The sequence below is a fragment of the Thermosediminibacter litoriperuensis genome (assembly GCF_008124715.1).
Classification (GTDB): Bacteria; Bacillota; Thermosediminibacteria; order Thermosediminibacterales; family Thermosediminibacteraceae; genus Thermosediminibacter; species Thermosediminibacter litoriperuensis.
On record NZ_VNHO01000023.1, the window covers coordinates 1 to 23,888 of the forward strand.

19 protein-coding genes and 7 tRNA genes are annotated in these 23,888 nt (G+C 49.8%); 1 reads left to right on the forward strand and 25 read right to left on the reverse strand.

The annotated features are described in order from the left end of the window. Nucleotides 1-329, forward strand: a 329-nt coding sequence (locus tag LZ11_RS09265) for a transposase (protein WP_222927236.1), incomplete at its 5' end; no start/stop codon positions are given. Nucleotides 330-393: 64 nt separating this feature from the next. Here LZ11_RS09265 and LZ11_RS09270 read toward each other — a convergent pair. From LZ11_RS09270 to LZ11_RS09390, 25 genes are all read right to left on the reverse strand, one after another. After that, nucleotides 394-1,638, reverse strand: coding sequence for an MFS transporter (locus tag LZ11_RS09270; protein ID WP_148867612.1), 1,245 nt, complete (start codon nucleotides 1,636-1,638; stop codon nucleotides 394-396). A gap of 137 nt (nucleotides 1,639-1,775) precedes the next feature. Continuing rightward, nucleotides 1,776-2,216 (reverse strand): DUF5680 domain-containing protein, encoded by a 441-nt coding sequence (locus LZ11_RS09275; protein WP_246110783.1) that lies wholly within the window; start codon nucleotides 2,214-2,216, stop codon nucleotides 1,776-1,778. A 49-nt stretch (nucleotides 2,217-2,265) separates the two neighbouring features. Then, complete coding sequence (gene ligA / locus LZ11_RS09280; protein ID WP_148867613.1) at nucleotides 2,266-4,284, reverse strand: NAD-dependent DNA ligase LigA; 2,019 nt, start codon at nucleotides 4,282-4,284, stop codon at nucleotides 2,266-2,268. Between the two features lie 36 nt (nucleotides 4,285-4,320). Next, a complete protein-coding gene (gene pcrA, locus LZ11_RS09285) occupies nucleotides 4,321-6,522 on the reverse strand; it encodes a DNA helicase PcrA (protein WP_148867614.1) in 2,202 nt (733 codons plus the stop codon). Between the two features lie 37 nt (nucleotides 6,523-6,559). Further along, nucleotides 6,560-6,868, reverse strand: coding sequence for a YerC/YecD family TrpR-related protein (locus tag LZ11_RS09290; protein ID WP_148867615.1), 309 nt, complete (start codon nucleotides 6,866-6,868; stop codon nucleotides 6,560-6,562). A 23-nt stretch (nucleotides 6,869-6,891) separates the two neighbouring features. Beyond that, the gene (pepV, locus tag LZ11_RS09295; protein WP_148867616.1) at nucleotides 6,892-8,286 is read right to left on the reverse strand and encodes a dipeptidase PepV; all 1,395 of its coding nucleotides are present in this window, start codon (nucleotides 8,284-8,286) and stop codon (nucleotides 6,892-6,894) included. Nucleotides 8,287-8,372: 86 nt separating this feature from the next. Next, the gene (locus LZ11_RS09300) at nucleotides 8,373-8,867 is read right to left on the reverse strand and encodes a phosphatase PAP2 family protein (protein ID WP_148867638.1); all 495 of its coding nucleotides are present in this window, start codon (nucleotides 8,865-8,867) and stop codon (nucleotides 8,373-8,375) included. 72 nt (nucleotides 8,868-8,939) lie between these two features. Next, nucleotides 8,940-9,353 (reverse strand): adenine nucleotide alpha hydrolase family protein, encoded by a 414-nt coding sequence (locus LZ11_RS09305; RefSeq protein ID WP_148867617.1) that lies wholly within the window; start codon nucleotides 9,351-9,353, stop codon nucleotides 8,940-8,942. A 197-nt stretch (nucleotides 9,354-9,550) separates the two neighbouring features. Beyond that, nucleotides 9,551-11,941 carry an endopeptidase La gene (gene lon / locus LZ11_RS09310; RefSeq protein WP_148867618.1) on the reverse strand — a complete coding sequence of 797 codons (2,391 nt, stop codon included), beginning with the start codon at nucleotides 11,939-11,941 and terminating at the stop codon, nucleotides 9,551-9,553. Nucleotides 11,942-12,018: 77 nt separating this feature from the next. After that, nucleotides 12,019-13,686, reverse strand: coding sequence for an ATP-dependent protease LonB (gene lonB, locus LZ11_RS09315; RefSeq protein WP_148867619.1), 1,668 nt, complete (start codon nucleotides 13,684-13,686; stop codon nucleotides 12,019-12,021). A 109-nt stretch (nucleotides 13,687-13,795) separates the two neighbouring features. After that, nucleotides 13,796-15,061, reverse strand: a complete 1,266-nt coding sequence (clpX, locus tag LZ11_RS09320; protein ID WP_148867620.1) for an ATP-dependent Clp protease ATP-binding subunit ClpX — start codon at nucleotides 15,059-15,061, stop codon at nucleotides 13,796-13,798. Between the two features lie 4 nt (nucleotides 15,062-15,065). Then, nucleotides 15,066-15,668: an ATP-dependent Clp endopeptidase proteolytic subunit ClpP gene (gene clpP / locus LZ11_RS09325; protein WP_148867621.1), complete on the reverse strand. Its 603-nt coding sequence runs from the start codon at nucleotides 15,666-15,668 to the stop codon at nucleotides 15,066-15,068. Nucleotides 15,669-15,689: 21 nt separating this feature from the next. Then, entirely contained in the window at nucleotides 15,690-17,030 is a 1,341-nt protein-coding gene (gene tig / locus LZ11_RS09330; protein ID WP_148867622.1) for a trigger factor, read from the reverse strand. Between the two features lie 114 nt (nucleotides 17,031-17,144). Continuing rightward, nucleotides 17,145-17,228, reverse strand: a tRNA-Leu gene (locus LZ11_RS09335). Nucleotide 17,229: 1 nt separating this feature from the next. Beyond that, nucleotides 17,230-17,305, reverse strand: a tRNA-Lys gene (locus tag LZ11_RS09340). A gap of 3 nt (nucleotides 17,306-17,308) precedes the next feature. Then, nucleotides 17,309-17,382: transfer RNA gene (locus LZ11_RS09345), tRNA-Gln, on the reverse strand. A 14-nt stretch (nucleotides 17,383-17,396) separates the two neighbouring features. Further along, nucleotides 17,397-17,473, reverse strand: a tRNA-His gene (locus LZ11_RS09350). Nucleotides 17,474-17,479: 6 nt separating this feature from the next. Then, nucleotides 17,480-17,556: transfer RNA gene (locus LZ11_RS09355), tRNA-Arg, on the reverse strand. 3 nt (nucleotides 17,557-17,559) lie between these two features. After that, nucleotides 17,560-17,635 (reverse strand) — tRNA-Gly (locus tag LZ11_RS09360). An 8-nt stretch (nucleotides 17,636-17,643) separates the two neighbouring features. Continuing rightward, nucleotides 17,644-17,720: transfer RNA gene (locus LZ11_RS09365), tRNA-Pro, on the reverse strand. 95 nt (nucleotides 17,721-17,815) lie between these two features. After that, a complete protein-coding gene (gene pgmB, locus LZ11_RS09370; RefSeq protein ID WP_148867623.1) occupies nucleotides 17,816-18,469 on the reverse strand; it encodes a beta-phosphoglucomutase in 654 nt (217 codons plus the stop codon). Continuing rightward, a complete protein-coding gene (locus tag LZ11_RS09375) occupies nucleotides 18,456-20,762 on the reverse strand; it encodes a glycosyl hydrolase family 65 domain-containing protein (protein WP_148867639.1) in 2,307 nt (768 codons plus the stop codon). Before LZ11_RS09375 ends, pgmB begins: the two co-directional genes overlap by 14 nt. Before the next feature lie 150 nt (nucleotides 20,763-20,912). Beyond that, nucleotides 20,913-22,181: an ABC transporter substrate-binding protein gene (locus tag LZ11_RS09380; protein ID WP_148867624.1), complete on the reverse strand. Its 1,269-nt coding sequence runs from the start codon at nucleotides 22,179-22,181 to the stop codon at nucleotides 20,913-20,915. Nucleotides 22,182-22,224: 43 nt separating this feature from the next. Further along, nucleotides 22,225-23,055 (reverse strand): carbohydrate ABC transporter permease, encoded by an 831-nt coding sequence (locus LZ11_RS09385; protein WP_148867625.1) that lies wholly within the window; start codon nucleotides 23,053-23,055, stop codon nucleotides 22,225-22,227. After that, the gene (locus tag LZ11_RS09390; RefSeq protein WP_148867640.1) at nucleotides 23,055-23,870 is read right to left on the reverse strand and encodes an ABC transporter permease subunit; all 816 of its coding nucleotides are present in this window, start codon (nucleotides 23,868-23,870) and stop codon (nucleotides 23,055-23,057) included. The genes LZ11_RS09385 and LZ11_RS09390 overlap by 1 nt, the downstream gene beginning before the upstream one ends. Between the last annotated feature and the right edge of the window lie 18 nt (nucleotides 23,871-23,888).

Sequence of the window (23,888 nt, forward strand, 5' to 3'; positions counted from 1 at the left end):
GGCATATATGGGAGCATTACGTGGAAAAAGCGGAAGATATAAGACACACCCAATGGGGTAAAGAACTATACAAAATGCGCGGCCAGACCATCGAGCGGGTATTTGCCGATGCGAAGGAAAAGCATGGCATGCGCTATACAAATCTACGAGGCTTGAGGAAAGTCGGACATTACCTCACGCTTCTTTTCGCATGCATGAATTTAAAAAAGCTGGCTTTATGGAAGAAAAGACGGGGAACGTTTCCGCCAACAGTCCCCGCTTTACATTCGTTTTTCTTAAAAATTTTCTTCGCCTTCAACAAAAAGCCGCTTTTAGGATGCATAACCTAAAAGCGGCTTTGTCTACAAGCTGAGCCTGTATCCAGCGATACAGGTTTTTGTTTTTTCATAAGGCTCAGGTCTGAGGAACAGAATGCTCAATAACATCTTTTTGATAATAATTTAACTTTTTAATTATGATTAAATTTACGATCAAGATCCCGGCGGATATCAGCCAGGTGGTTTGCATTGAAGTTAGATCACCTATAAGTCCCATTATAATCAATGATAAAAAGTTAGCCGCTCTGGAAAGCATCGAATCTAGCGACAAAAGCGTTGCTCTTTCAGCATCCGTTATAAATTCGTTAATATAACCTTTTTGCAACGGTTGTATAATCCCGAGCAAAATTTCAAACAACAAGAACATTATAAGAGCAGTAATAAAATTTTTGGATAAAGAAGCTATTGATAGTACAATGGAAATACATACTGTTGCCACAAACAGGATATTCAATCTGTAATTACCTGATTTTGGTATATACTCTATTATTAAGTTTCCTGCTAAATTTGATATTTTAATAAATACCCAAATCCAGCCCAATAGCCAAAAACCTTCGTTAGACAAACTTTTTAGATAGGGCGACCAGTATACAAAGACGGGCGAAAAGCAAAAGCTCAAAATCATATTAAACGCAATTATATACTTCAATAGAGGGATTTTTAAAATATAATTCTTACTGGTGACGATGACTGATAAAATTTTGTAAATACCATTTTTAAAATCCAATTTATTTATATTTTTATCTGGCTCAACGCTGCGAACCGGTTTATTTACGTATAAAGCCACCAAAATTATATATATTGAGGCTGAAATTAATGAAAGTTTCCACGGTAATGCGATATTTATATTAGCTAAATATCCCCCTAACAAACCCGATATTATCATGGATATGTTATTTATCTTACCTGCTTTAATAAAAATCTTATCTAAATCCGGTCCGGTTAAACAAGAATTATTGACCATCCAGGCATCTAAAGCGCCCGATTCAAAGGCAAAGCTTACTCCCCATAGTATTTGCGCGATACCGAATATCAATATATTATCCCCGACGGAAAACAGCAACATGGCTATGCTTAAAAACAGCCCCGCCAAGATTAAAGTTTTCCTATAGCCGAAAGCATCGGCATAGGCTCCCGTCGGAATTTCCATAACAAATACGCTAACCATAAAAAGGGAACTTAAAAAATTTGTTATCAATTTACTTATGCCGAAATTGTAGAAAAATAAGACGTAAATGGCCCCTATAAATCCAAGGTGAATATAAAATAACAGATTGAGAAGATAGTAAATTCTCACAGCATCCGGCGGGGAACTCTTCATTACCCTTCATGCAGCCTCCAATTTTTGCTTTTCACTGAATTAAAATAAATAATTCTACTTTCACGAGATAACTCCTGCTAAAAAAAAGGAGAGCACATATAAGCCGTGTTAATAGTACTCTCCTTTCATCCGCGCATTTACCTAACAAATCCACCGCAATAGTTAAGACTGTATACGACTTTACCAGCAAAGGATATCGTCTCTTTGCCTTTGAACCTGTCCAATCCCCCTTCATTGCTATCTCTGTAGACGTAATCTCCTTCAATATATTCTTTAGGTCCGCGAAAGGGGTTTTCCGCACCGACATTTCTCATCGCCTTTCTTAAAAAATCGTAAACTTTTCTTGCAAATTCAATGTCGGAATCTTTTTCGACTCCGCCCGAATAGCACATAGACCAAATCGGATTCCCTTTATAATAAACGACTTCTTGGCCTGCAAAGAATCTCATACCGAAATATATATCGCGGTACAAAAAATGCCCTTCCCGAAACTCCAACTGCCGCGAACCTTCCAACAAAGGCGTTACGGATGCATCGTCACCCTGAGACGCATAAGTAGCCCTTTTCGCTTTTATCAAAAAATCCAAAAACTCTCCTTCGGCGTACACATTCCTCACCCCGCAACCGTCACGCTTTCCATTTTTCTATCAGTTCCTCGAACTCACCCTCATTCAGGATTTTTATACCCAACTTCAGGGCGTTTTCGTATTTGGAACCCGGGTCCTTACCCACTATCACGTAGTCGGTCTTTTTGCTCACGCTGCCGGTGACCCTGCCGCCGAGCTTTTCGATGAGTTCAGTGGCCTGCTGCCGCGTGTACTTCTCCAGGGTCCCGGTAAGCACGAAGGTAAGCCCGTCCAGGGGCCTCGGCCCTTTGGCCTTCTTTTGAGCCTCCATATTTACACCGGCGGCCCTCAGCCGTGAAATGAGATCGTGCGTTTGTTCCTGCCTGAAAAACGCCAGAATGCTCTGGGCTATCTTATCGCCGATTTCAGGGACCTTTATCAGGTCCTCGTACTCGGCCTTCTGCAGGTCGTCTATGGAACCGAAGGCTTCGGCTAGAAGCGACGCCGTCCTAGAACCCACGAAGGGGATACCAAGAGCGTATATCAGCCGGTCCAGGGGCCTTTTTTTGCTCTCCTCGATAGCCGCGAGCAGGTTGGCGGCGGACTTTTCTCCCATGCGCTCCAGCGGAACAAGATCGTCGCGCTTCAGGTAGTAAAGGTCGGCGGCGTCCTTAATAAGCCCCTGCGATATAAGTAAGGAAACTATAGCCGGGCCCAGTCCCCTTATGTCCATGGCGTCCCGCGAGGCGAAGTGTTCGATACTCCTCCTTATCTGAGCCGGGCATCCGGTGCTGTTGGTGCACCGGTACGCCGCTTCTCCCGGAAGCCTCACCGCCTCGGAACCGCACTCGGGGCAGCGGTGGGGCATTTCGAAATCCCGCTCTTTTCCCGTGCGTTTTTCCTTTACGACTTCAACTACTTCGGGGATCACGTCGCCGGCTTTATGGATTATGACCGTATCGCCTATTTTGATATCCTTTTCCTTAATATAGTCCTCGTTGTGAAGGGTGGCTTTGCTGACAGTGGAGCCCGCCACCCTCACGGGTTCCAAAATCGCCGTAGGAGTAAGGACGCCCGTCCTGCCCACCCTTACGATTATGTCTTTAATCACCGTCGTCTTCTGTTCGGCCGGGAACTTGTAGGCTATCGCCCACCGGGGGCTTTTGGCGGTGGCACCCAGGATTCTCTGCTGTTCCAGGGAATTTACTTTTATCACCATGCCGTCTATCTCGTAAGGCAGATCGTGGCGCTTTTCGTTCCAACTGATGCAGTAGTCCATCACGTCCTCAAACCTGTCAAAAAGCACCACGTGAGGATTGACCCGGAGACCTATTCTTTTGAAAAACTGAAGGATTTCGTAATGGGTCTCAAACTCGATACCCTCCGCATACCCCAGTCCGTAGACGTAAACGGCCAGGGGCCTTTTTGCCGTAACTTTCGGGTCGAGCTGCCTCAGGGACCCCGCCGCAGCGTTTCGCGGGTTTGCAAAAAGCGGAAGCCCCTGCTCTTCCCTCTCTTCGTTAAGCCTCCGGAAGTCCTCCTTCGGCAGGTAGACCTCGCCCCTAACCTCCAGAACAGCCGGCGTTTTATCGGAAGAAAAGTCCAGGCGCAGCGGCACGCTCTTTATGGTCTTTACGTTCTGGGTGACGTCTTCCCCTACTTCCCCGTCGCCCCTTGTAGCAGCCGTCCTGAAAAGGCCGTCCTCGTAAGTTATGGACACCGCAAGGCCGTCGATTTTCGGCTCCACGACGTACTGGACGTCGTTTCCCACCGCATCGGTGACCCTTCTGTGGAAATCCTTAAGTTCACCGGTATCGAAAGCGTTGGCGAGGCTCATCATCGGCACCCGGTGGACCACCTGGCTGAAATAAGGTAGCGGTTCTCCTCCCACTCGCTGGGTGGGTGAATCGGGAGTGATGAGTTCGGGAAACTGCTTTTCAAGTTTTTCCAGTTCTCTCATCAGTTTGTCGTATTCAGCATCGGATATTACGGGGTTATCGTAGACGTAGTACTGCCTGTTGTGGTAGTTTATAAGTTCCCTCAATTCCTTTAACCTGGCTTCGGCTTCAGACCTGTCCATACACTCCATCCTCTCAACAAGGATTTATTTTATTTCTCATATCTTAACCAAAGGAGCGTACTTTAACATCAGGCGTTTTGTTCCTTCCGAGGCGAAGTTCACCGCAATCTCTGTGTTTTCGCCGGCTCCGTATACGGCGGTGACCACGCCTTCGCCCCACTTGGAATGCTTCACTCTGTCGCCGGGATTCAATTTCGCCGGCTCCGGACGCTTTATCCCGGTTTTCAAAGGTCCTTTTGAAGTCCGGGGTTTTACGGGTACAGCCTGCTCCGCTTTTTTATCCTCGCGAGGCTTTTCTTCTTCCTCCAATGTATCATCTCCGGGCCTGATCTCTTTTATCAGCCTTGCGGGGATTTCGTCGATAAACCTGGAGGCGGAATAATAAGAGGTGTTGCCGTAGAGGTTGCGGCTCCAGGCTCTGGTGAGGTAAAGTCTCTTCTTCGCCCTCGTTATCCCTACGTAGCACAGCCGCCGTTCCTCCTCGAGTTCTTCCTCGTCGAACATCGCCCTTGAATGCGGGAATATCCCTTCGTCCATCCCGCTCAAAAAAACCACCGGAAATTCCAAGCCCTTTGCGCTGTGCAGCGTCATCAGAACCACTGCATCCCTGTCCTCATCCAGCTCGTCCACGTCGGAGACCAGGGCGATTTCGGCCAGGAAGTCCTGGAGGCCCGCTCCCGGGAACTTCTTTTCAAACTCTATGGCGACGCCTATCATTTCCTTCAGGTTTTCGATCCGGCTCTGGGCATCTGGCGTGTTTTCGGCTTCCAGTTCCTTCAAATAACCGCTTCTATCCAGGATATAAGCGATGAGGTCGGGTACCGAAAGCTCCCCGGCCTTCTTTATAAAATCGTCTATCATATCTACAAACTCGCGGAGTTTGCTCCTGACCCTCGAGGATAATTCCCCGATTTCTTCCTTCATGATGTGATAAACGGACCTTTCTTTTTCCTCCGCCAGCAGTTTAAGGGTCTCTACCGTAGCCTCGCCTATACCCCGCCGCGGCACGTTTATGATCCTGAGGAGACTCACGTTATCCGATGGATTGGCCACAACGCGAAGGTATGCCAGGATGTCCTTGATTTCCCTGCGCTGGTAGAACCTGAGGCCACCCACAATTTTATACGGCAGGCCCATCTTCACCATCATCTCTTCCAGAACGCGGGACTGGGCGTTGGTCCTGTAAAGCACCGCAAAGTCTCTGAACCTGAAATTTTTCATATTTACAAGTTTTTCTATTTCCCGGGCAATGAAAAAAGCCTCTTCGTGCTCGTTCCCAAAGGTAGCAAGATATATCTTATCGCCCCTGCCGTTCTCGGTCCACAGACTTTTTTGTTTCCTGTCGAAATTGTAACTTATGACGCTGTTGGCGGCGTCGAGAATGTTTTGGGTAGACCGGTAGTTCTGTTCCAGGCGGATGACCGTAGCATCGGGAAAATCCTCTTCGAAATCCAGTATGTTTCTTATATCGGCCCCTCTAAAGCCGTATATGCTCTGGTCGTCGTCGCCTACGACGCACAGATTCCTGTGCCTTTCAGCCAGCAATTTGACCAGGACGTACTGGGCCCTGTTGGTGTCCTGGTATTCGTCCACCAGAATATGCCTGAACCTGTTCTGGTAATAGGATAGAACTTCGGGGTTTTCCCGGAAAAGCTCTACGGTCTTCATTATCAGGTCGTCGAAATCCAGGGCGTTGCTCTCCATCAACTTCTTCTGGTAAAGCTCGTACACCCTGGCCATGGTCTTTTCCCGGATATCCTTCGCTCTATCATGGCATTCCTCCGGGGTTTGAAGCCGGTCCTTGGCCCTGCCGATGTAATTGAGCACGGCCTGGGGGGCGTATTTTTTGTCGTCAAGCCCCAGGGCCTTGATACAATCCCTTGCCAGCACCTGCTGGTCCTGGGTATCGAAGATTATGAAGTTTTTGCTGTAACCCAGCTTGTCTATGTCGGATCTCAAGATGCGCACGCAGGCCGAGTGAAAGGTGCTGACCAGCATCCCACGGGCCCAGGGCAGGAGTTTTTCGATCCTTTCCTTCATCTCCTGCGCCGCTTTATTGGTAAAGGTGATGGCCATTATGCTCCCGGGGTCGACACCCCTTTTCTCTATGAGGTATGCGATCCTGTAAGTTAGCACCCTGGTCTTGCCGCTTCCCGCTCCCGCCAGGATCAGAAGAGGCCCTCCCGGGTGTGTGACCGCTTTTCTTTGCTCTTCGTTTAGTTCGGATAGGTAGTTCATTTACATCCTCCCATAGAAAAGTAGCGTGGAATCCACGCTACTCGTTTTTCTTGTCGAACTCCTTCAGTCGCTCCAGGATTATCTTGTAACCATCGGCGCCGTAGTTTAAAAACCGTTTGACTCGGCTGATGGTAGCCGTGCTCGCTCCAGTCTTTTCGGCTATATCGCCGTAAGTGTATCCGGCCTGCAGCATCTCAGCCACCTGTAGTCGCTGGGCCATGGCCTTTATCTCTGCGATGGTACAGATATCCTCAAAAAAGCGGTAGCATTCATCCTTGGTTTTTAAAAGCAGTATTGCGTCAAAAAGCCTGTCAATAGCCGGATCTGCCAGTTTATGGAGTTCCAATTCAATCACTCCAATCAAAAATATCAGGTCACCAGTTCCAGCAGCACGTTAGTATATATCCTCAGGTTTTTCAAGAGGTCTTCGATTTCTATATATTCGTCCTTTTCATGGGCCAGCTCGGGTTTGCCGGGAAAGCCGGGTCCGAAGGCCACCGCGTTTTTCACCATGCGTGCATACGTTCCTCCACCGATGGAAAAACAGTAAGCCTTTTCACCGGTGACCTTTTCGTAAGCCGCCTTCAGGGTCCGGACGATAACGCTGTCTTCAGGCACGTAATGCGGCGGGCTGTCAGATACGTCTTCCAAACGCACTCCTTGGGCGAGATTCTCCTTTATCCTGTTCAGGAGCTCTTCTCCTTTATATTTTATCGGATACCTGATGTTTATGACAACCTCCCCGGCCCTTTCGTCCAGGCGGATAATGCCCACGTTAAACGTCAGCGGGCCCGACACATCGTCCGCCACATCAACGCCCAACCCCTTACCGGTGGTATCCAGCCCTATTTTATCGTTTAAGAAACGAATAAAATGCTGCTGGCGGGAATTGTCCAGGTCCAGTTCTGAAAGAAAAGCCACAAGTTGCATGACAGCATTCTTCCCCCTATGGGGCAGGCTGCCATGGGCGGAAACGCCGTGGGATTTAACCGTCACCGTTTCCCCGTTGGCGGAAAATTCCATGTCGTAACCGGTTTTTTCCCTGAAAGCCCTGAACTTCTCCTCCAGGTAGCCGGCGTCTCCCATCAAAACCGCTTCGGCGTAATCCGGTACCATATTCGGCCTATGGCCGCCTTTAAGTGAGATCAGCCTTACGCCGGCTTGCTTTATTCCGCAACAGTTCTCAAAATCGCTTTTCAGAGAGAAAGTTAAAATGCCCTTTTCTCCGTTTATTATCGGGTATTCGGCGTCGGGCGAAAAACCCATCGTCGGGGCCTCGTCGTGCTCCAGGTAATACTTTATGCATTGCATCCCGCTTTCTTCGTTGGTCCCGAATATCACCCGGACTCTCCTCTTAAATTTGACTCCCGCATCTTTTAAAGTCTTAAGGGCATACAGCGCCGCCATCGCAGGCCCCTTGTTGTCAACGGCGCCCCGGCCGTAAATCTTTCCGTCGTGGATTTCCCCGCCGTACGGTGGATAAGTCCAGCCTCCTCCTTCCGGCACCACGTCCAGGTGAACTAGTATGCCCACCATTTCGTCGCCTTCGCCCCACTCGGCCCAGCCTATGTAATTATCCAGGTTCCTGGTCCTTAGCCCGAAACTCCGGGCCAGGTCCAAGGCGTACTCCAGGGCCTGGGCTACACCTTCTCCGAAGGGTTTCCCCGGCGCTGGATCTTCTTCCACACTTCTTATCTTAAGTATTTCACACACCGATTTTATCAGGGGTTCATCATTTAATTTTACAGCCTTTTCAACGTCCATCAAAAACCCCTCCCGCTATCGTTTTTTTATTAATTATTCCACTTTTGAAAGGAAAATCCTCTTAAAAAAACAAAAAAACAGCTTATTCAGCTGCCGATGAAATTTCTGATCGAGTGAGTCAGGAGCGCAAAGGTCGTTCCCAGAAAGGCACCGCTCAGCACGTCGGAAGGATAGTGCATCCCCGTGTATATCCGGGAAAAGCCCACCAGTGTGGCCAGCGAATATATGGCGTACCGGTAGGACGGGAAGTACAGCGAAAACACCACCGCCAGGGAAAACCCCGCTACGGTGTGACCCGAAGGAAAGGAGTAATCCTTTAGCAACCGTTTCCAAAACGTATTTACGTTGGGCAGTACCATATACGGCCTCTTTCTGTAAATGCTCTTTTTAAAAATTTGAACAATGCCCTGACTGCCGGTCAGGGCAAGAAAAGCTTCGCTGGCGGCCAGCCTGGCCTCCTCTTTGCCGAACAGGTAGAGGAACGCGCAGAGAAATATGGTAAAGGTGGCCCCTCCAAGGTGCGTCAGGCGCGGCATAATCGCGTCCAGAGGCCGGCACTTGATCTTCTGGTTCAGGTACATAAAGATTTTCTGGTCTTTTTGATGCAAAAAATCAAGCGTTCTTTTGAGAATATGCCTCAAAAAAATGACCCCCTATTCGACCACTTCAACCAGTATGCCGTTTTTTTCAACGGCTCTTATCAGCGGATTGATGACTTCCCCGTTTTTTTGGGCGTCGAAAGCGGAACGCAGGGATTTACCGACGATGATGTGGGTGATCCGGTTGTTTCTGGCGTACTCGGCAAGGGTGTGGTACACCTTATTGCCGGCCAGAATCGAAACCGTACCGCCGAGGCCTTTGGCCATCTCGAAGAGTTCCAGCAAAATTTTGTGTTCCTTTAAATCTCGGCCCAGATCCTGGGATTTGTTTACGTATACTACGCAGAATTCGCCTCCCAACTCGCTGGCCCTGGCCGCACCCCTCTGGATCAACCTCTCGCAGCTTTTCTGCGGGGTTACGCATACCATTATCCTATGCTGCACCGAGGGGTCAAATATGGTCATCATGGGCAAACCCCTTTCATACTTCATTTTCTGTCAAACTTACAGCTTCCATATTTAATTATACTATGAATGAGACCCGTTGAGCAATAAACGAAAAAGGGACCACTCCTTTTTTACGGCCAGGGAATATGCAAGAATGGTGCTTGAAAACTTTAAGTCCCGGGCCATCTAAAGCCGTGTGATAACATGGCTTTTTTCTTTCACTGGGCGGTGAAAAGGTTATTCATATCGTCAACGTGTTCCTGAACCTGCGGAATGCCCTTTTCCGGCAATGGCTTTATAGCCTTTCCGATGACCTCGTCCATAGTTCTGACGAAGATGAAGCAAAGTTCTTCCTTTACATTTTGAGGCACTTCTTCCAAATCCTTGATATTTTCTTCGGGAAGTAGAATGGTCTTTATGCCCGCTCTGTGGGCTGCCAGCACCTTTTCCTTAATGCCTCCCACCGGCAGGACCCTACCCCGCAGGGTTATTTCTCCGGTCATAGCCACGGTTCTATCTACCGGTCGCCCGGAAAGGGCGGAAATAAGGGCGCATGCCATGGTGATCCCCGCCGAAGGCCCGTCCTTGGGTATTGCCCCTTCCGGAACGTGAATGTGTACGTCGTACTTTTCGTGAAAATCCTCTTCAATACCCAGTTCTTCGGCCTTCGACCTGACGTAGGTATAACCGGCGTGGGCCGACTCCTGCATCACGTCCCCCAGCTTGCCGGTAAGGATCAGCTTTCCCTTCCCCTTCATAACCGTGGCTTCGATGTTCAGTATATCGCCGCCCATCTCCGTCCAGGCAAGACCAGTAGCAACCCCGACCTGGTCGGTCTCCTCGATGACACCGTAATGGAACCTCGGCGCCCCCAGGAACTTTTCAACCATCGCGCCGTCCACTTCCACCGTGGTCTTTTCGCCTTCGACGACGGACTTGGCAACTTTGCGGCAGATACTTGCTATTTCGCGCTCTAGATTTCTTACCCCGGCTTCACGGGTAAAGTTGCGGATTATCTTGATTATCGCTTCGTCGAGAATCACCAGGTTTTCCGGTTTCAGCCCGTGTTCGCTTATCTGCCGGGGTATTAAATGAAGCTTTGCTATCTGCAGCTTCTCGTACTCGGTATACCCCGGTATCGAAATCACTTCCATACGGTCCAAAAGCGGCCTGGGAATGTTGTAAAGAGCGTTGGCCGTTGTGATGAACAGTACCTTTGAAAGGTCAAAGGGCAGTTCTATATAGTGATCGGAAAAACTGTGGTTCTGCTCGGGGTCCAGCACTTCCAGCAGGGCCGCCGCTGGGTCTCCGCGGAAATCGACGCTCATCTTGTCGACCTCGTCCAGCAGGAACACGGGGTTTTTTGTCCCTGCATGTTTCATTCCCTGGATGATCCTTCCAGGCAGAGCTCCCACATACGTCCTCCTGTGGCCGCGGATTTCTGCTTCATCCCTGACACCACCCAGAGATACCCTGACGAACTTCCGGCCCATGGCCTTCGCTATGGACCTCGCCAGGGACGTCTTACCCACTCCCGGAGGGCCGGCCAGGCATAATATGGGGGCCTTTGTGGTCCCGGCAAGTTTCCTCACGGCAAGAAACTCCAGTATCCTCTCCTTGACCTTTTCAAGCCCGTAATGGCCCTCGTCTAAAATCTCTTGCGCCGATTTAATATCCAATATATCCTCGGTGGCCGTATTCCACGGAAGAGCCACTATCCAGTCAAGGTAATTCCTTATAACGGCCATCTCCGCCGATGCCGGGGGAGTTCTCTCCAGCCTGTCGACTTCTTTCATCATTTTTTCCTCGAGGTCTTGGGGCAAATTGAGGGCTTTGATCTTGTTACGATACTCATTGGCTTCAGCAACCCTCTCGTCCTGCTCGCCCAACTCCTGCTGGATGGCCTTGATCTGCTCCCTCAAGTAGTATTCTTTCTGAGATTTTTCCAGCTGCTTTTTGACCCTATTGTTTATCCGCTTTTCCAGCTCCAAAATTTCGATCTCCCGCGTGAGAATTTCAAACAAAAAAGATAGTCGGTCCTTTATGTCTAGGGTCTCGAGGATCAGCTGTTTGTCTTCAATCTTCAGGTTAAGATACGACGCTATAGCATCGGCAAACCGCCCGGGCTGGCGCAAATTTCCGATGGAGACCAGCGCGTCAGGGGTAATCTTGCGGTTCAGATTGACGTAGTTTTCAAAGAGGCTCATGACACCCCGCATGAGGGCTTCTTCTTCCGGACCAGCTCCAACGTCGTCCTCGACGATCTCCTCAATTTTTACCTTGAAAAAGGGCTCGTACTGGATGTATTCCTTTATCTTAGCCCGGTGCAAACCTTCCACCAGCACCCTTATGGTGTCCCCGGGCATTTTTAAAAGCTGCTTTATTTTAGCTACCGTGCCGGTGCCGTATATGTCTTCGGGCATAGGGAAATCAACCCTGGCGTCTTTCTGGGCTGCCAGGACTATTTTTTCATCCCCGACCATGGCTTCTTCAAGAGCGCCAATCGACTTGTCTCTACCCACATCGAAATGAAGTACCATGTGGGGAAAAACTAAAAGACCCCTTAAGGGCAGCAGTGGCAAGGTTCGCTTAAGTTTACCTTTTTCCACAAAATTCCCTCCGATATTTTCACACAGGTAAGGATAAATCTAGATTGGCTTTATTAAGTTAATTCGCCAAAATTTATTTAATTCCTGCCCGAAAAAATTGCCATTTTTCTCTCGGCCTCCGGTTTTTCGTCCGAAAATACCAGGGCATGCTCTATTACCTCTTCGATCCTGTCTACAGCCAGGATTTTCACATCCATGGTCTTGAAAAGATCCTGCCAGTTTTCCCGGGGTATTATCACCGTTGTGGCTCCTGCCCTCCTGGCTGCCTCGATTTTTGCTACTATGCCTCCCACCGGCTTCACATACCCTCTGATGGAGAGCTCCCCGGTCATGGCAACCAGGTTGTTCACAGGAATATTGGTTATGGAAGAGTAAATGGCTGTGGCCACGGTAATACCCGCCGACGGACCGTCTATGGGGATACCTCCGGGGAAATTCAGGTGTATATCGTAATCTCCGGGATCGACTCCCAGGTATTTCTTCAGCACCGTGAGGCAGTTATCCACAGCGCCTCTGGCAGTGGCCTTGCGCTTCAGCCTGTGCATTTCCCCTCCCATTTCCTCTTCTTCCATGATACCGGTAACAATGAGCTTCCCCTTACCCCTCTCCACCGGTATGGCGGTAGCCTCTATTTCAACAAGGGTGCCCATGTTGGGGCCGTAAACCGCCAGGCCGTTAGCACACCCCATCTGGGGAGTGGGACTAACTTTTTTTTCCGGCCTCGGCGAGTACTGACCGCTGTTTATGACCCACTCCACGTCTTTCGCTTCTATTTTCTTGCGCTTTTCCATCATCGCCAGTCCGGCGGCCATCTGCAGGATGTTCACCGCCTCGCGCCCGTTGGTGGCGTATTTCTTGATTATTTCTACGGCCCGTTCCTCCATCTCGAAGGATATTTTGGCCGCCGCGTTCCGGGCAATCTTACCTATGTCTTCGGGGCTCAGGGGTTTAAAAAATATTTCCATGCAACGGGAGCGGATCGCCGGCGGAATCTCCTGAGGCGTCCTGGTAGTAGCCCCCACCAGCCTAAAGTCGGCGGGAAGTCCCTTTTGAAAAATCTCGTGAATGTAAAGGGGGATGTTGGGATCTTCGCTGCTGTAATAGGCGCTCTCCAGGAAAACCTTGCGGTCTTCCAGCACCTTCAACAGCTTGTTCATCTGTACCGGATGCAGTTCTCCGATTTCGTCGATAAAAAGCACTCCTCCATGGGCCTTGGTAACGGCTCCCGGTTTGGGCTGAGGTATTCCCGCTATACCCAAGGGGCCGGCTCCCTGGTATATAGGGTCGTGCACAGAGCCGATAAGGGGGTCGGCTATCCCTCTCTCGTCGAACCTGGCTATAGTGGCGTCCACCTCCACGAATTTGGCATCGGGGCCGAAGGGGGAACCAGGGGTTTTTTTGGCTTCCTCCAGCACCAGCCGGGCGGCGGCGGTCTTTCCTATACCCGGAGGACCGTAGATTATGACGTGCTGGGGATTGGGCCCGCACAAGGCCGCTCTCAGGGCTTTCAGGCCGTCGTCCTGCCCTATTATCTCTTCGAACTTAGTGGGTCTCGTTTTCTCCGCCAGCGGTTCGGTGAGGGATATTTCCCTCATCTTCCGCAGTTTTTCCATCTCCTTCCTTGACTCACGGTCAACCACAACCCTGCTCCCTTGCTGGTTTTTCAGGAGGTTTAAAAAATAAAGCCCGATAACGATGGCGAAAACTATCTGTATCAGGCTTAAGAGATTCAGCGTCACGTTCAAAAAATATCTCCTCCCTTCCCAAACTCAGGCTTTTTTTATTATTACCGCCCGGATCTAATTTATCCTGGAAAGGGAAGTAAAAAAGTGCAGCTTTCGCTGCACTTTTACTTTAAGCTGTTACTTCTTTCTTCTTGGCCTTCTTCCTCTCGGAAGTTACTATTATCGGCTCCTCGCGCTTTTGGACGACTTCTTTGGTGACGACGCACTTGGTTATATCGTTTCTGGAAGGTATCTCGTACATTACGTCCATCATCACTTCTTCCAGGATCGCCCTCAGGCCTCTTGCGTCGGTCTTCCTATTCAGCGCCTCCTGGGCTATGACCTGCAGGGCCTCATCGGTAAACTCGAGCTGCACGTTGTCCATTTCGAATAATTTCTGGTACTGCTTTACCAGTGAGTTTTTGGGCTCCTTTAAAATTCTTATCAGTGCTTGCTCGTCCAGAGCATCCAGGGTTACTATGATGGGAACCCTTCCAACGAATTCGGGAATCATGCCGAACTTCAGCAGGTCTTCGGGCATTATATGGTTCAAAAGCTCGCCTACATTCTTCTCTTCCCTGCTTCTAATCTCCGCTCCGAATCCTATGGATTTCTTTCCAATCCGGTTGGCTATGATTTTTTCGATGCCTTCAAAGGCACCGCCGCAGATGAACAGGATGTTGGTGGTGTCTATCTGGATGAACTCCTGGTGGGGGTGCTTGCGGCCTCCCTGCGGGGGCACGCTGGCAATGGTGCCTTCCAGGATCTTCAGCAGGGCCTGCTGCACTCCTTCGCCGGAAACATCCCTGGTTATGGACGGATTTTCCGATTTTCTGGCTATCTTATCTATCTCGTCTATATACACTATACCCTTTTCCGCTTTTTCGACATCATAGTCAGCGGCCTGAATGAGTTTTAGGAGTATATTTTCCACGTCCTCGCCCACGTAACCCGCTTCGGTAAGGGAGGTAGCGTCGGCGATGGCAAAGGGCACATTCAAAATTTTTGCAAGGGTTTGAGCCAGCAGAGTCTTACCGCTGCCCGTAGGTCCGAGCATTATGATGTTGCTCTTTTGAAGCTCAACATCGTCCGTTTTTACGTTGGAATTAATTCGTTTATAATGGTTGTATACCGCTACCGACAGTATCCTCTTCGCTTTTTCCTGCCCGATGACGTACTGGTCAAGTATTTCCTTTATCTCGCGGGGTTTGGGAATATCCGAAAAATCCATTTCCGCGTCTTCACTGAATTCCTCTTCTATGATCTCGTTGCAGAGCTCTATGCACTCGTCGCATATATACACACCGGGACCTGCCACCAGTTTACGCACCTGGTCCTGGGTCTTTCCGCAAAAGGAGCACTTCAGCTGGCCCTTTTCGTCGTTGAATTTAAACATGGTATCACCTCTTTTCTTCGGCTTTGGTCCTCTTGTAGATCACCTCATCGATAAGGCCGTATTGCTTTGCTTCAAGCGCAGACATGAAGAAGTCCCTCTCGGTGTCTCTCTCTATCTTCTCAAGAGGTTGTTTCGTGTGCTTAACCAGTATCTCGTTTATTACTTCCCTCAAGCGCAGGATCTCTTTTGCCTGGGTCTCTATATCCAGGGCCTTGCCCTGCACGCCTCCCCATGGTTGGTGGATCATTATCCTGGAATTGGGAAGTGCATAGCGCTTGCCCGGGGCGCCACCCGCCAGAAGCACCGCACCCATGCTGGCAGCCAAGCCAATGCACATGGTGGAAACGTCGGGTTTGATGTACTGCATGGTATCGTATATGGCAAGACCCGCCGTTACGGAACCGCCGGGGGAATTGATGTAGAGATAGATATCTTTATCCGGATCTTCGGACTCTAAAAAGAGCAACTGGGCGATGACAAGGCTCGCCACCGAATCGTCTATGGGAGTCCCGATGAACACTATCCTTTCTTTAAGGAGCCTTGAATAGATATCGTAGGCCCTTTCCCCTCGGTTTGTCTGTTCGATTACAATTGGTACAAGATTCATTATAAGCCCTCCCTTTCTCACTTAGGCTTGCTCTTCCTCGCCTTCACCCTCGTTCTCGGCAATCCTTTCCACCACTTTTTCCGTAACCCTTGCATGGGATTGCAGGAAATCGAAAATTTTCCGGGTAAGTATACGGTCTTTAATATGCGCTAAATTCTCCTCTTTTAAACCCTTTTTGTATTCGGCCAGGGATTTCTGGGCGGATTCGGCGTACTTTGAAAGTTCCGCGTCCAGTTCTTCCTCGGACACCTCGATGTTTTCAGCTTTAGCCACGGCTTCCAGTACGAGAGAAGTTTTTACATTATTATAAGCCCTGTCCTGGAATTTGGCCTTAAATTCCTCCGGCGAAAGCTGCGATGCTTCCAGATACTGTCTTAAATCCATGCCCCTCATCTTCAACTGGAAGGCAAAGTCCATGATCAGCCTTTCGATTTCCCTGTCGATCATAGCCTGAGGAATATCGACTTTCGCCTGTTCTGTCAGCTTTTTGAGGATTGAACCCCTGAGCGAACTTTCCGCGAAAGATTTCGCCCTTTCTTCCAATTTATTCTTTATATCCTGCTTTAATTCCTCCAGCGTATCGAACTCGCTCACGTCTTTTGCGAATTCGTCGTCGATGGCGGGAAGCTCCTTTTCCTTGACCTCTTTCAGCGTGACGTTAAACGATACTTCCTTTCCCGCCAGTTCTTTGTTGGGGTGATCGGCCGGGTATGTAACCTTAACCTCCCGGGTTTCTCCAACCTCCATACCCGTTATCTGCTCTTCCAGATCCTCTACCAGGATTTTTGAGCCGAGCTCCAGGGGATAATTTTGCACCTTCCCGTCCTTGAGGGGTTCCCCATCCACAAAACCTTCAAGATCGACTATTACGATGTCCCCTTTTTGCGCCGGCCTTTCAACAGAAATGAGCCTGGCATTTTTATCCTGCAGGGCCTTCAGTTCCTTATCAACATCCTCCTCGGTAACATTGTACACCATTTTTTCCACTTCTAAACCCTTGTATTCTCCTAAATCCACTTCGGGCTTGACAGCAACTTTGGCGGTGGCCACGACGCCTTTTCCTTTTTCGATCTGATCTATATCGAAATGCGGATGGTCCACAGGTTCCAGGTTGTTTTCCTCCACGCCTTTTTTATAGGCTTCGGACAGCACTATTTCCGCCGCGTCTTCATAAAAAACTTCCGGGCCGTAATGCATTTCAATCAATTTTCTGGGAGCCTTGCCTCTCCTGAATCCCGGTATGTTAAACCTCTTGACGTTCTTCCTGTATGCCTGATCCAGCGCCTTTTCGAATTCGTCAGCGCCAACTTCAATCTTTAAAGTGGCTACATTATTTTCTATTTTTTCCACATTAACCTTCATTATGCTCCTCCTCACAATCACGCTAAACCTTTTTTGCCATTTTATTATAGCATAAAAAAATAAATAATAAAACAATACCCCGGCATAAATCACCGAGGTTTTTCGCAAAACTTATGGTGCGGGCGAGAGGATTTGAACCTCCACGGGAAACCCAACGGATCCTAAGTCCGTCGCGTCTGCCAGTTCCGCCACGCCCGCATGGTGAGCCATGGAGGATTCGAACCTCCGACACCCTGATTAAAAGTCAGGTGCTCTGCCGCCTGAGCTAATGGCCCTCATGGCTGGGGCGGCAGGATTCGAACCTACGATGCAGGATCCAAAGTCCCGTGCCTTACCGCTTGGCTACGCCCCAGCATAAAAAAATTATGGGGTGGATAGTGGGACTTGAACCCACGGCCTCCAGAGCCACAATCTGGCGTTCTAGCCACCTGAACTATATCCACCACATATGGCGCGCCCGAGGGGATTCGAACCTCTGACCCACGGATTAGAAGTCCGTTGCTCTGTCCAGCTGAGCTACGGGCGCGTATGGAGCGGGAAACGGGATTCGAACCCGCGGCACCCAGCTTGGAAGGCTGGTGCTCTGCCATCTGAGCTATTCCCGCATGTTTTCTGGTCGAGGCAGAGGGACTTGAACCCCCGACCCCATGGTCCCAAACCATGTGCGCTACCAAGCTGCGCCATGCCTCGAAAGTCCTTAAAGACAATGTATAGTATACATTAAATTAAATTTTGCGTCAAGATTATTTTAACATAATCTCGCTCCTTTTTCAAACCCTTTCAATTCAATCGTCGAATAATTTGAGGATCGCCCTGAGGTTTTTCAGATCCCTAAGAACCATGTCGGCATTTTTTAAAATTTCTGGGTCCCCTATGCCGACGGCAAACATGCCCGCCCTTTTTATCGCTTCGATACCCGCCGCCGAGTCCTCTATCCCTACGCACTCACCGGGTTTCAGGCCCAGGTTTTCAGCTGCAACGAGGAATATTTCCGGGTCCGGCTTGCACCTTTTAATCCGGCCTGCATCCACCACATAGTCGAACAACTCCGCTATTCCAAGGTTTTTCAATACGGTAGGGGCGTTTCGGCTGGCCGAAGCCAGCGCGATTTTTACGCCGCGGCCCTTAAGGGCGAAAAACAGCTCCTTCACTCCGGGCAGCAGGTCTTTCTGCGTGATCTTTTCTATCATATTTTTATAGTACCCGTTCTTTTTTTCGGCCAGGTATTCCTTTTCGTCCCGGGAAAACCTTCGCGGGCTTTTTTCCAGGATTATCTCCAGGGATTCCATCCTCCCTACGCCCTTCAGCCTTTCGTTTATGTTTTCGTCAAAATAAACTCCCAGTTCGTCGGCCAGTTTTTTCCAGGCCAGGTAATGAAACCTGGCCGTATCCGTGATAACTCCGTCCAGGTCGAAAACGGCGGCTTTATATACCGGCACGGCACATCTCCCTTTCTACGGTGATTCCCGGCTTCAACGAAAGTTCCGCACCAAAATGGTGTATTTTAAGAGGTTCACCTTCCTCCAGAGTATAAAAAGCCTTTTCCCTCTCGAGCCGCACGCGAAGCTTCCTGCCCCTGTATTTCAAAGTGAAGCTAAGGCAGCGCCATTTCTCGGGCAGAGCCGGGAAAAAGTGAAGCCCGTCGGGAAAAACCTTTAAGCCCCCAAAGCCGTATACGGCGGCGAGCCACGCCCCACCCATAGCGGCCGCGTGTATGCCGTCTTTCGTGTTGCCGTTATAGTCGTCCAAGTCCATGCGGCACGACCATATAAAATACCGGTAAGCCTCCTCATAATAGCCCAGTTCAGCGGCCAGGGCGGCAAACACCGGCGGCGAGAGGGACGAATCGTGGGTGGTTACCGGCTCGTAGTAATCATAATTCCTCCTGATCTCCTCCAGGGTAAATTTCTCCCTTAAAAGGAACATCAACAGCAGCACATCCGGTTGCTTGCATATCTGATGCCGGTAGATATTTAAATAGTGCCAGTGCAATAGGAGCGGAAAATCTTTTTCGGGTATCCTATCGACCGTAACCCTCTTTTTATAGAGAAAACTGTCGTCCTGCGGTATTATCCCCAGCTCCTCTGAATAGGGGAGGTACATATTTTCGGCAGCCCTGCGCCATTCGTCAACTTCCTCATCTTGAAGGTCGATTTTCAGCAAAAGCTTTCTGTAATCCTCCGGCCTCTCCCGCTTCATCCTTTCCGCCACTTTTGCCGCAAACTCCAGGTTCATTTTGGCCATGTGATTCGTATACGCGTTATTGTCCACAAGGGCTGTATACTCGTCAGGCCCGGTAACGCAATTTATGCAGAACTTGCCGCCCTTCGCGGGTATGTAGGAGCCAAGATCAACCCAGAACCGGGCCGTCTCGAAGGCTATCTCCGCCCCGTATCCGTACAGGAATTCCTCGTCTCCGGTCGCCTCTACGTAGCGCTTTATCGCGTATACTATATCGGCGTTTATGTGGTACTGGGCGGTGCCTGCCGGGAAAAATGCCGAACACTCGGAGCCGTCGATAGTCCTCCAGGGGTACAGGGCTCCCCTGTGCCCCAGCTCCCCGGCCCTTTCCCTGGCGGCGTCCAGCAACCGGTAGCGGTGCATTAATAAAGCTTTTGCTATTTCCGGCCTGGTATAGATGAAGAACGGCAGCATGTATATGTCCGAGTCCCAGAAGTAATGACCGCCGTAACCCTCACCCGTAAGGCCCTTCGCGGCTATGTTGGTTTTTCCGTCCCTGCCCGCCGATTGAAGGAGCGAAAACATACTGAACCTAATTCCCTGCTGGGCTGCGGGGTCTCCCTCGATAACTACGTCAGCGTCTTTCCAGAAAGCCTCGAGAAAGGCCTCCTGCTCCGCCTCCAATAGGGCGAAGCCGTCCTCTTTGGCTTTACTGACTTCGCTCCGGGCAAGAAGCACAAGGTCCTCGCGTCCGGCGTCCCGGGAAGTAAAATATGATATATATTTAAAGAGGGTACAGGCAATTCCCCTTCGCGCTTTCACCCGGAACCTTATCTCTAATTCCTCTTCGGCCTGGTGGCCGGTAATCACCGCATCCCCGCCGGGTACGAGGTTATGTTCCACAGCACACGAAAGGAAAAAACCGCTCCTTTCCGTCCTTTGTTCCAGCCAGGCTCCTGTTCCGTCTACGCCTTTGCCGATGCTGAAAAGTGCCCGGCCCTTCAGCCCCGAGCCCACCCTGAAGTCAGAGCTTTCATCGAGATTTGAAACCCTGCCGTCGATGCGGGATACGAATTCAAAAAAGCCGTCGAAGTTTACCGGTTTCAGCGAGAAAGATACGGCAGCCAGGTGCGGCCTGCTAAAATGTACCAACCTCTTTATCTCGGCTTCTACTATTTTGCCCGAAGGCGACTCCCACGTGATCCTCCTCACCAGGATGCCCCTTTTCATATCCAGCTTCCTCTCGTATGCGTGAATCCTCCCCGTCAGCAGGTCGAACCTCTCGCCGTCAATAAACGGTATGATGATTTTTGCGTCGGCCACGTTGAGCATGGCCTGGCCCTTCCGGGGAAATCCGTAGCCGCCTTCCGGGTATTCTATATCATATTCCTCATAAAAGCCGTTTATATACGTTGCTTTGAACGTGGTATCTGCAGGGCCCCTGTAGCCTTCCTCGAAATTGCCCCTCATCCCTATGTATCCGTTGCCTGTAGTAAATATTGTCTCATCCCTGAAATTGGTCTTTATGTCGAACTCGGTCTCCTTGATCATCCACTCGTCAAATTCGTATATTATACTTTTATGTACATTGCTCCCGCTCAAGCCGAATAACCTCCCAGCAAATTCTTCGTCTATAAAATATCAATTGCGTTAAGAGCATCATCCCCCACCTGAAGGATTCAGGTGGGGGATGGGTCGAATCTACTTACCGCCGGCAGCCTGCTTCGCTTTCTCGATCATTTCATGGTATTTATCGAGGGTGGGCTTTACCTCTTTGCCTTCAAGAACAATTTCCCTCAACGCGCCGTTTATGGCCTTGTCCACATCGGCCCAGTATGTAAGGTTCGGCCTCGGTTCCGCGTGCTTCAAAGCCTCCGAAACTGCTTCAAAGTAGGGTTTTTGCCACTCCTCGACTTTGCCGTAGGCATCGGTTCTCATGGACGGCCAACCCAGCTTCGAAGTGAGGATCTCCTGGACTTCCTTGCTCATCAGGAATTCCATAAACTTGACCGCCATCTCTTTATTCGGAGCACCCTTCGGTATACCTATCACTTCACCGCCCAGGACGTGGGACTCCTTGACGGGGCCTGCCCATCCGTGATATGCTTTGATCTCTTTCTTACCTCCGTCTTTCACAACTACGACCGACGTAAAGGGCCAGTTCTGTACAAGATATGCACTTTCGGTAGCCAGGTACTGGTTCGGAGTGTTCCAGTCGGCTTTTTTGCTCTCAGGGGATAGATACGGGTAAATTTCCTTCAGGAATGTAAAAGCCCTGATTGATCCTTCGTCATTCAGCACCGTCGGGTCTCCCCCGGCGGACCTTATAAAGTCAAACATGTGGCACGTGCTGTCTGGACCCAGATTCATCTTTACTACTACTTTACCGATACCTTCTTTTTCTTTAAAAGTCTTGGCGACCTGCAGCAGCTCGTCCCAGTTGGTAGGGGGCTTCAAGCCGTATTCGTTAAATTTCTTCTCGTTGTAGAAAGCAATTTCTACATTCGGCCTGTAGGGCATAAAGTAGAGTTTGCCGTTGAATTCTCCCACCGGTATAAGGCTCGGGATAACCGCATCGGGGATCATATCCTTGTAAGACGTCAGGTCTTCAACAAGCCCCTTGTCAACAAGCTGCGCCAGCTGCATGTTGTCCTGGGTTATGAGGTCGATATCCATCTGTCCAGCCTGGTGCATTGCTTCCAGCTTTTTAACAGTATCCCCTGCTTCCATCTGGATGGGTTCGACTTTTACGCCGTATTTTTTCTCAAATTCGGGAAACACGTTTTCCTTCATGACCTTCCATTCTTCCTCGCCCAGCCCCATGGCGACCTTTAAAACGCCTTTCCTCGGATCGGCCTCTTTTTTATCGCTGCTGTCGGTGGTGCCGGTGCTGCCGCACCCGGTCAGCGATGCGAGAAAGAGGATTGCCACCAGAGCTAAACAAACCGCCTTAAACAAGTTTCTTTTCATAATTCACTCCCCCTGTTTTTTTCTTTAGGAAAGCAAATTTTATTTAACCTTTAACAGCTCCCGATAAATACCCCCCTTTCATATAGCGCTGGAGAAAGAATGTCACCACCATTACCGGTATAGTTAAAATGGTGGCGTATGTCGCTGCGTCAAACCAGCCTCCCCTCACAACGTAATAATAGGTCTGCAGAGGAAGGGTCCTTTGTGAAACGGTGAGGTACAGGGCATAGGTAAACTCGTTCCACGAGTTCAGCCATACGAATATAGCAGCCACCGCGATACCCGGCAGCGCGAGAGGCGTGATTACTTTTATCAGCGACTCAATCTTCCCCGCCCCGTCAACCATAGCGGCTTCTTCGAGATCTTTCGGTATGGTCTCGAAGGTCCCCACGAGTATCCAGGCAGCAAAGGGGAGGTTTAGTATCAGGTGCGCGAGGACAAGACCTGTGTAAGTATCGATTAAATTCATTTTAATGAACTGGACCGATATGGGCAGCGCTATGCCCACTTCCGGGAACATCCTCGTTAGAAAGAGGGACAGCACCAACGGATACTTTATTTTGCGTGGCATCCTGGCTATAACGTATGCAGCGGGAGACGCTATTAATACAGCTGCAACCGTGGTCAGAGTAGCAACAGTAAAGCTTTTAACAAAGGGCGCCTTCAGGTTGCCTGATTTCAAAACCTTAACCCAGTGTTCCAGCGTAAAATCCTTAATTAGAAATGATGGATGAGCCGTTAAAATTTCACCAGGGGCGCTCACCGAAACTTTGAACAATATGTATACGGGTATGACCATAGCAATCGCCGCAATGAGCGTTACGGGCAGATACAGTGAATCGGATATTTTGCCGCTGAAATCTCTACCTCTCATTATCCACTTACCTCCTCAGAACCGCCCACTTTTAAGTACCCGTATATAAATATCATGATGATTACCAGCAAAATCGCAGAAGCAGCGGCCGATGTATAGGCATTCCCATAATTGTTGTACTCGTCGTAAGCAAAAGTGGAAAGGACCGGTGTAGCTCTCCCGGCAAGGACCAGCACCAACTCAAATACCCTAAAAGCGTCTATAGCTCTCAGTATTATAGCCATGGTAATATACGGTTTCAGGAGGGGAAGGGTGACGTATCTGAAAGTCTGCCAGGCTGTCGCACCGTCAATACCCGCAGCTTCATAGACTTCGTTTTGTATGCTCTCCAGCCCTGCCAGCAGGATTAAAATCACCATCGGAGTGACCTTCCACATGTCGGCCAGCGACACCATCAAGAGCGTACGGAGCCCACCGCTGGCCCAGTCCACCGGAAGTTTAATTATATTCAACCTGTAGAGCAGTTCATTTAGATATCCGTTGATGCTGAATATGTAAGTCATTGCCACCCCTGATACTAGCGTCGGCACACCCATCGGCACCATAAGAAGGGCCCGCAGAAAGCCCCTTCCGAAAAACCGCCTCTTCAAGATCAGGGCTATGACTATGGCTGCCGCCATTTCCAGGGTCAGACTTATGAGGGCAAAGGCCACCGTATTGAAAAGCGCGCCCTTAAACTCCACTTTACCGATTATTTCCCGGTAATTGGCCAGGGTTATTGCCCCTGTGAACCTGTCCAGAAAACTCATGGCAATTGTCTGAAGTATCGGGTATACGGTGAACCCCAGTATGTACAGGAGCAGCGGCGCCAGCATGACGGCTTCCAACCTGTA

Bases quoted from the DNA above. Each gene is read 5' to 3' on its own strand.
- LZ11_RS09390 (WP_148867640.1), bottom strand. From the start codon at position 23,870: ATGCTGGCGCCGCTGCTCCTGTACATACTGGGGTTCACCGTATACCCG.
- LZ11_RS09380 (WP_148867624.1), bottom strand. From the start codon at position 22,181: ATGAAAAGAAACTTGTTTAAGGCGGTTTGTTTAGCTCTGGTGGCAATC.
- clpX (WP_148867620.1), bottom strand. From the start codon at position 15,061: ATGTTTAAATTCAACGACGAAAAGGGCCAGCTGAAGTGCTCCTTTTGC.
- pcrA (WP_148867614.1), bottom strand. From the start codon at position 6,522: ATGAACTACCTATCCGAACTAAACGAAGAGCAAAGAAAAGCGGTCACA.
- clpP (WP_148867621.1), bottom strand. From the start codon at position 15,668: ATGAATCTTGTACCAATTGTAATCGAACAGACAAACCGAGGGGAAAGG.
- LZ11_RS09300 (WP_148867638.1), bottom strand. From the start codon at position 8,867: ATGTACCTGAACCAGAAGATCAAGTGCCGGCCTCTGGACGCGATTATG.
- tig (WP_148867622.1), bottom strand. From the start codon at position 17,030: ATGAAGGTTAATGTGGAAAAAATAGAAAATAATGTAGCCACTTTAAAG.
- LZ11_RS09385 (WP_148867625.1), bottom strand. From the start codon at position 23,055: ATGAGAGGTAGAGATTTCAGCGGCAAAATATCCGATTCACTGTATCTG.
- LZ11_RS09375 (WP_148867639.1), bottom strand. From the start codon at position 20,762: ATGATCAAGGAGACCGAGTTCGACATAAAGACCAATTTCAGGGATGAG.
- ligA (WP_148867613.1), bottom strand. From the start codon at position 4,284: ATGGACAGGTCTGAAGCCGAAGCCAGGTTAAAGGAATTGAGGGAACTT.
- pepV (WP_148867616.1), bottom strand. From the start codon at position 8,286: ATGGACGTTGAAAAGGCTGTAAAATTAAATGATGAACCCCTGATAAAA.
- LZ11_RS09270 (WP_148867612.1), bottom strand. From the start codon at position 1,638: ATGAAGAGTTCCCCGCCGGATGCTGTGAGAATTTACTATCTTCTCAAT.
- LZ11_RS09305 (WP_148867617.1), bottom strand. From the start codon at position 9,353: ATGATGACCATATTTGACCCCTCGGTGCAGCATAGGATAATGGTATGC.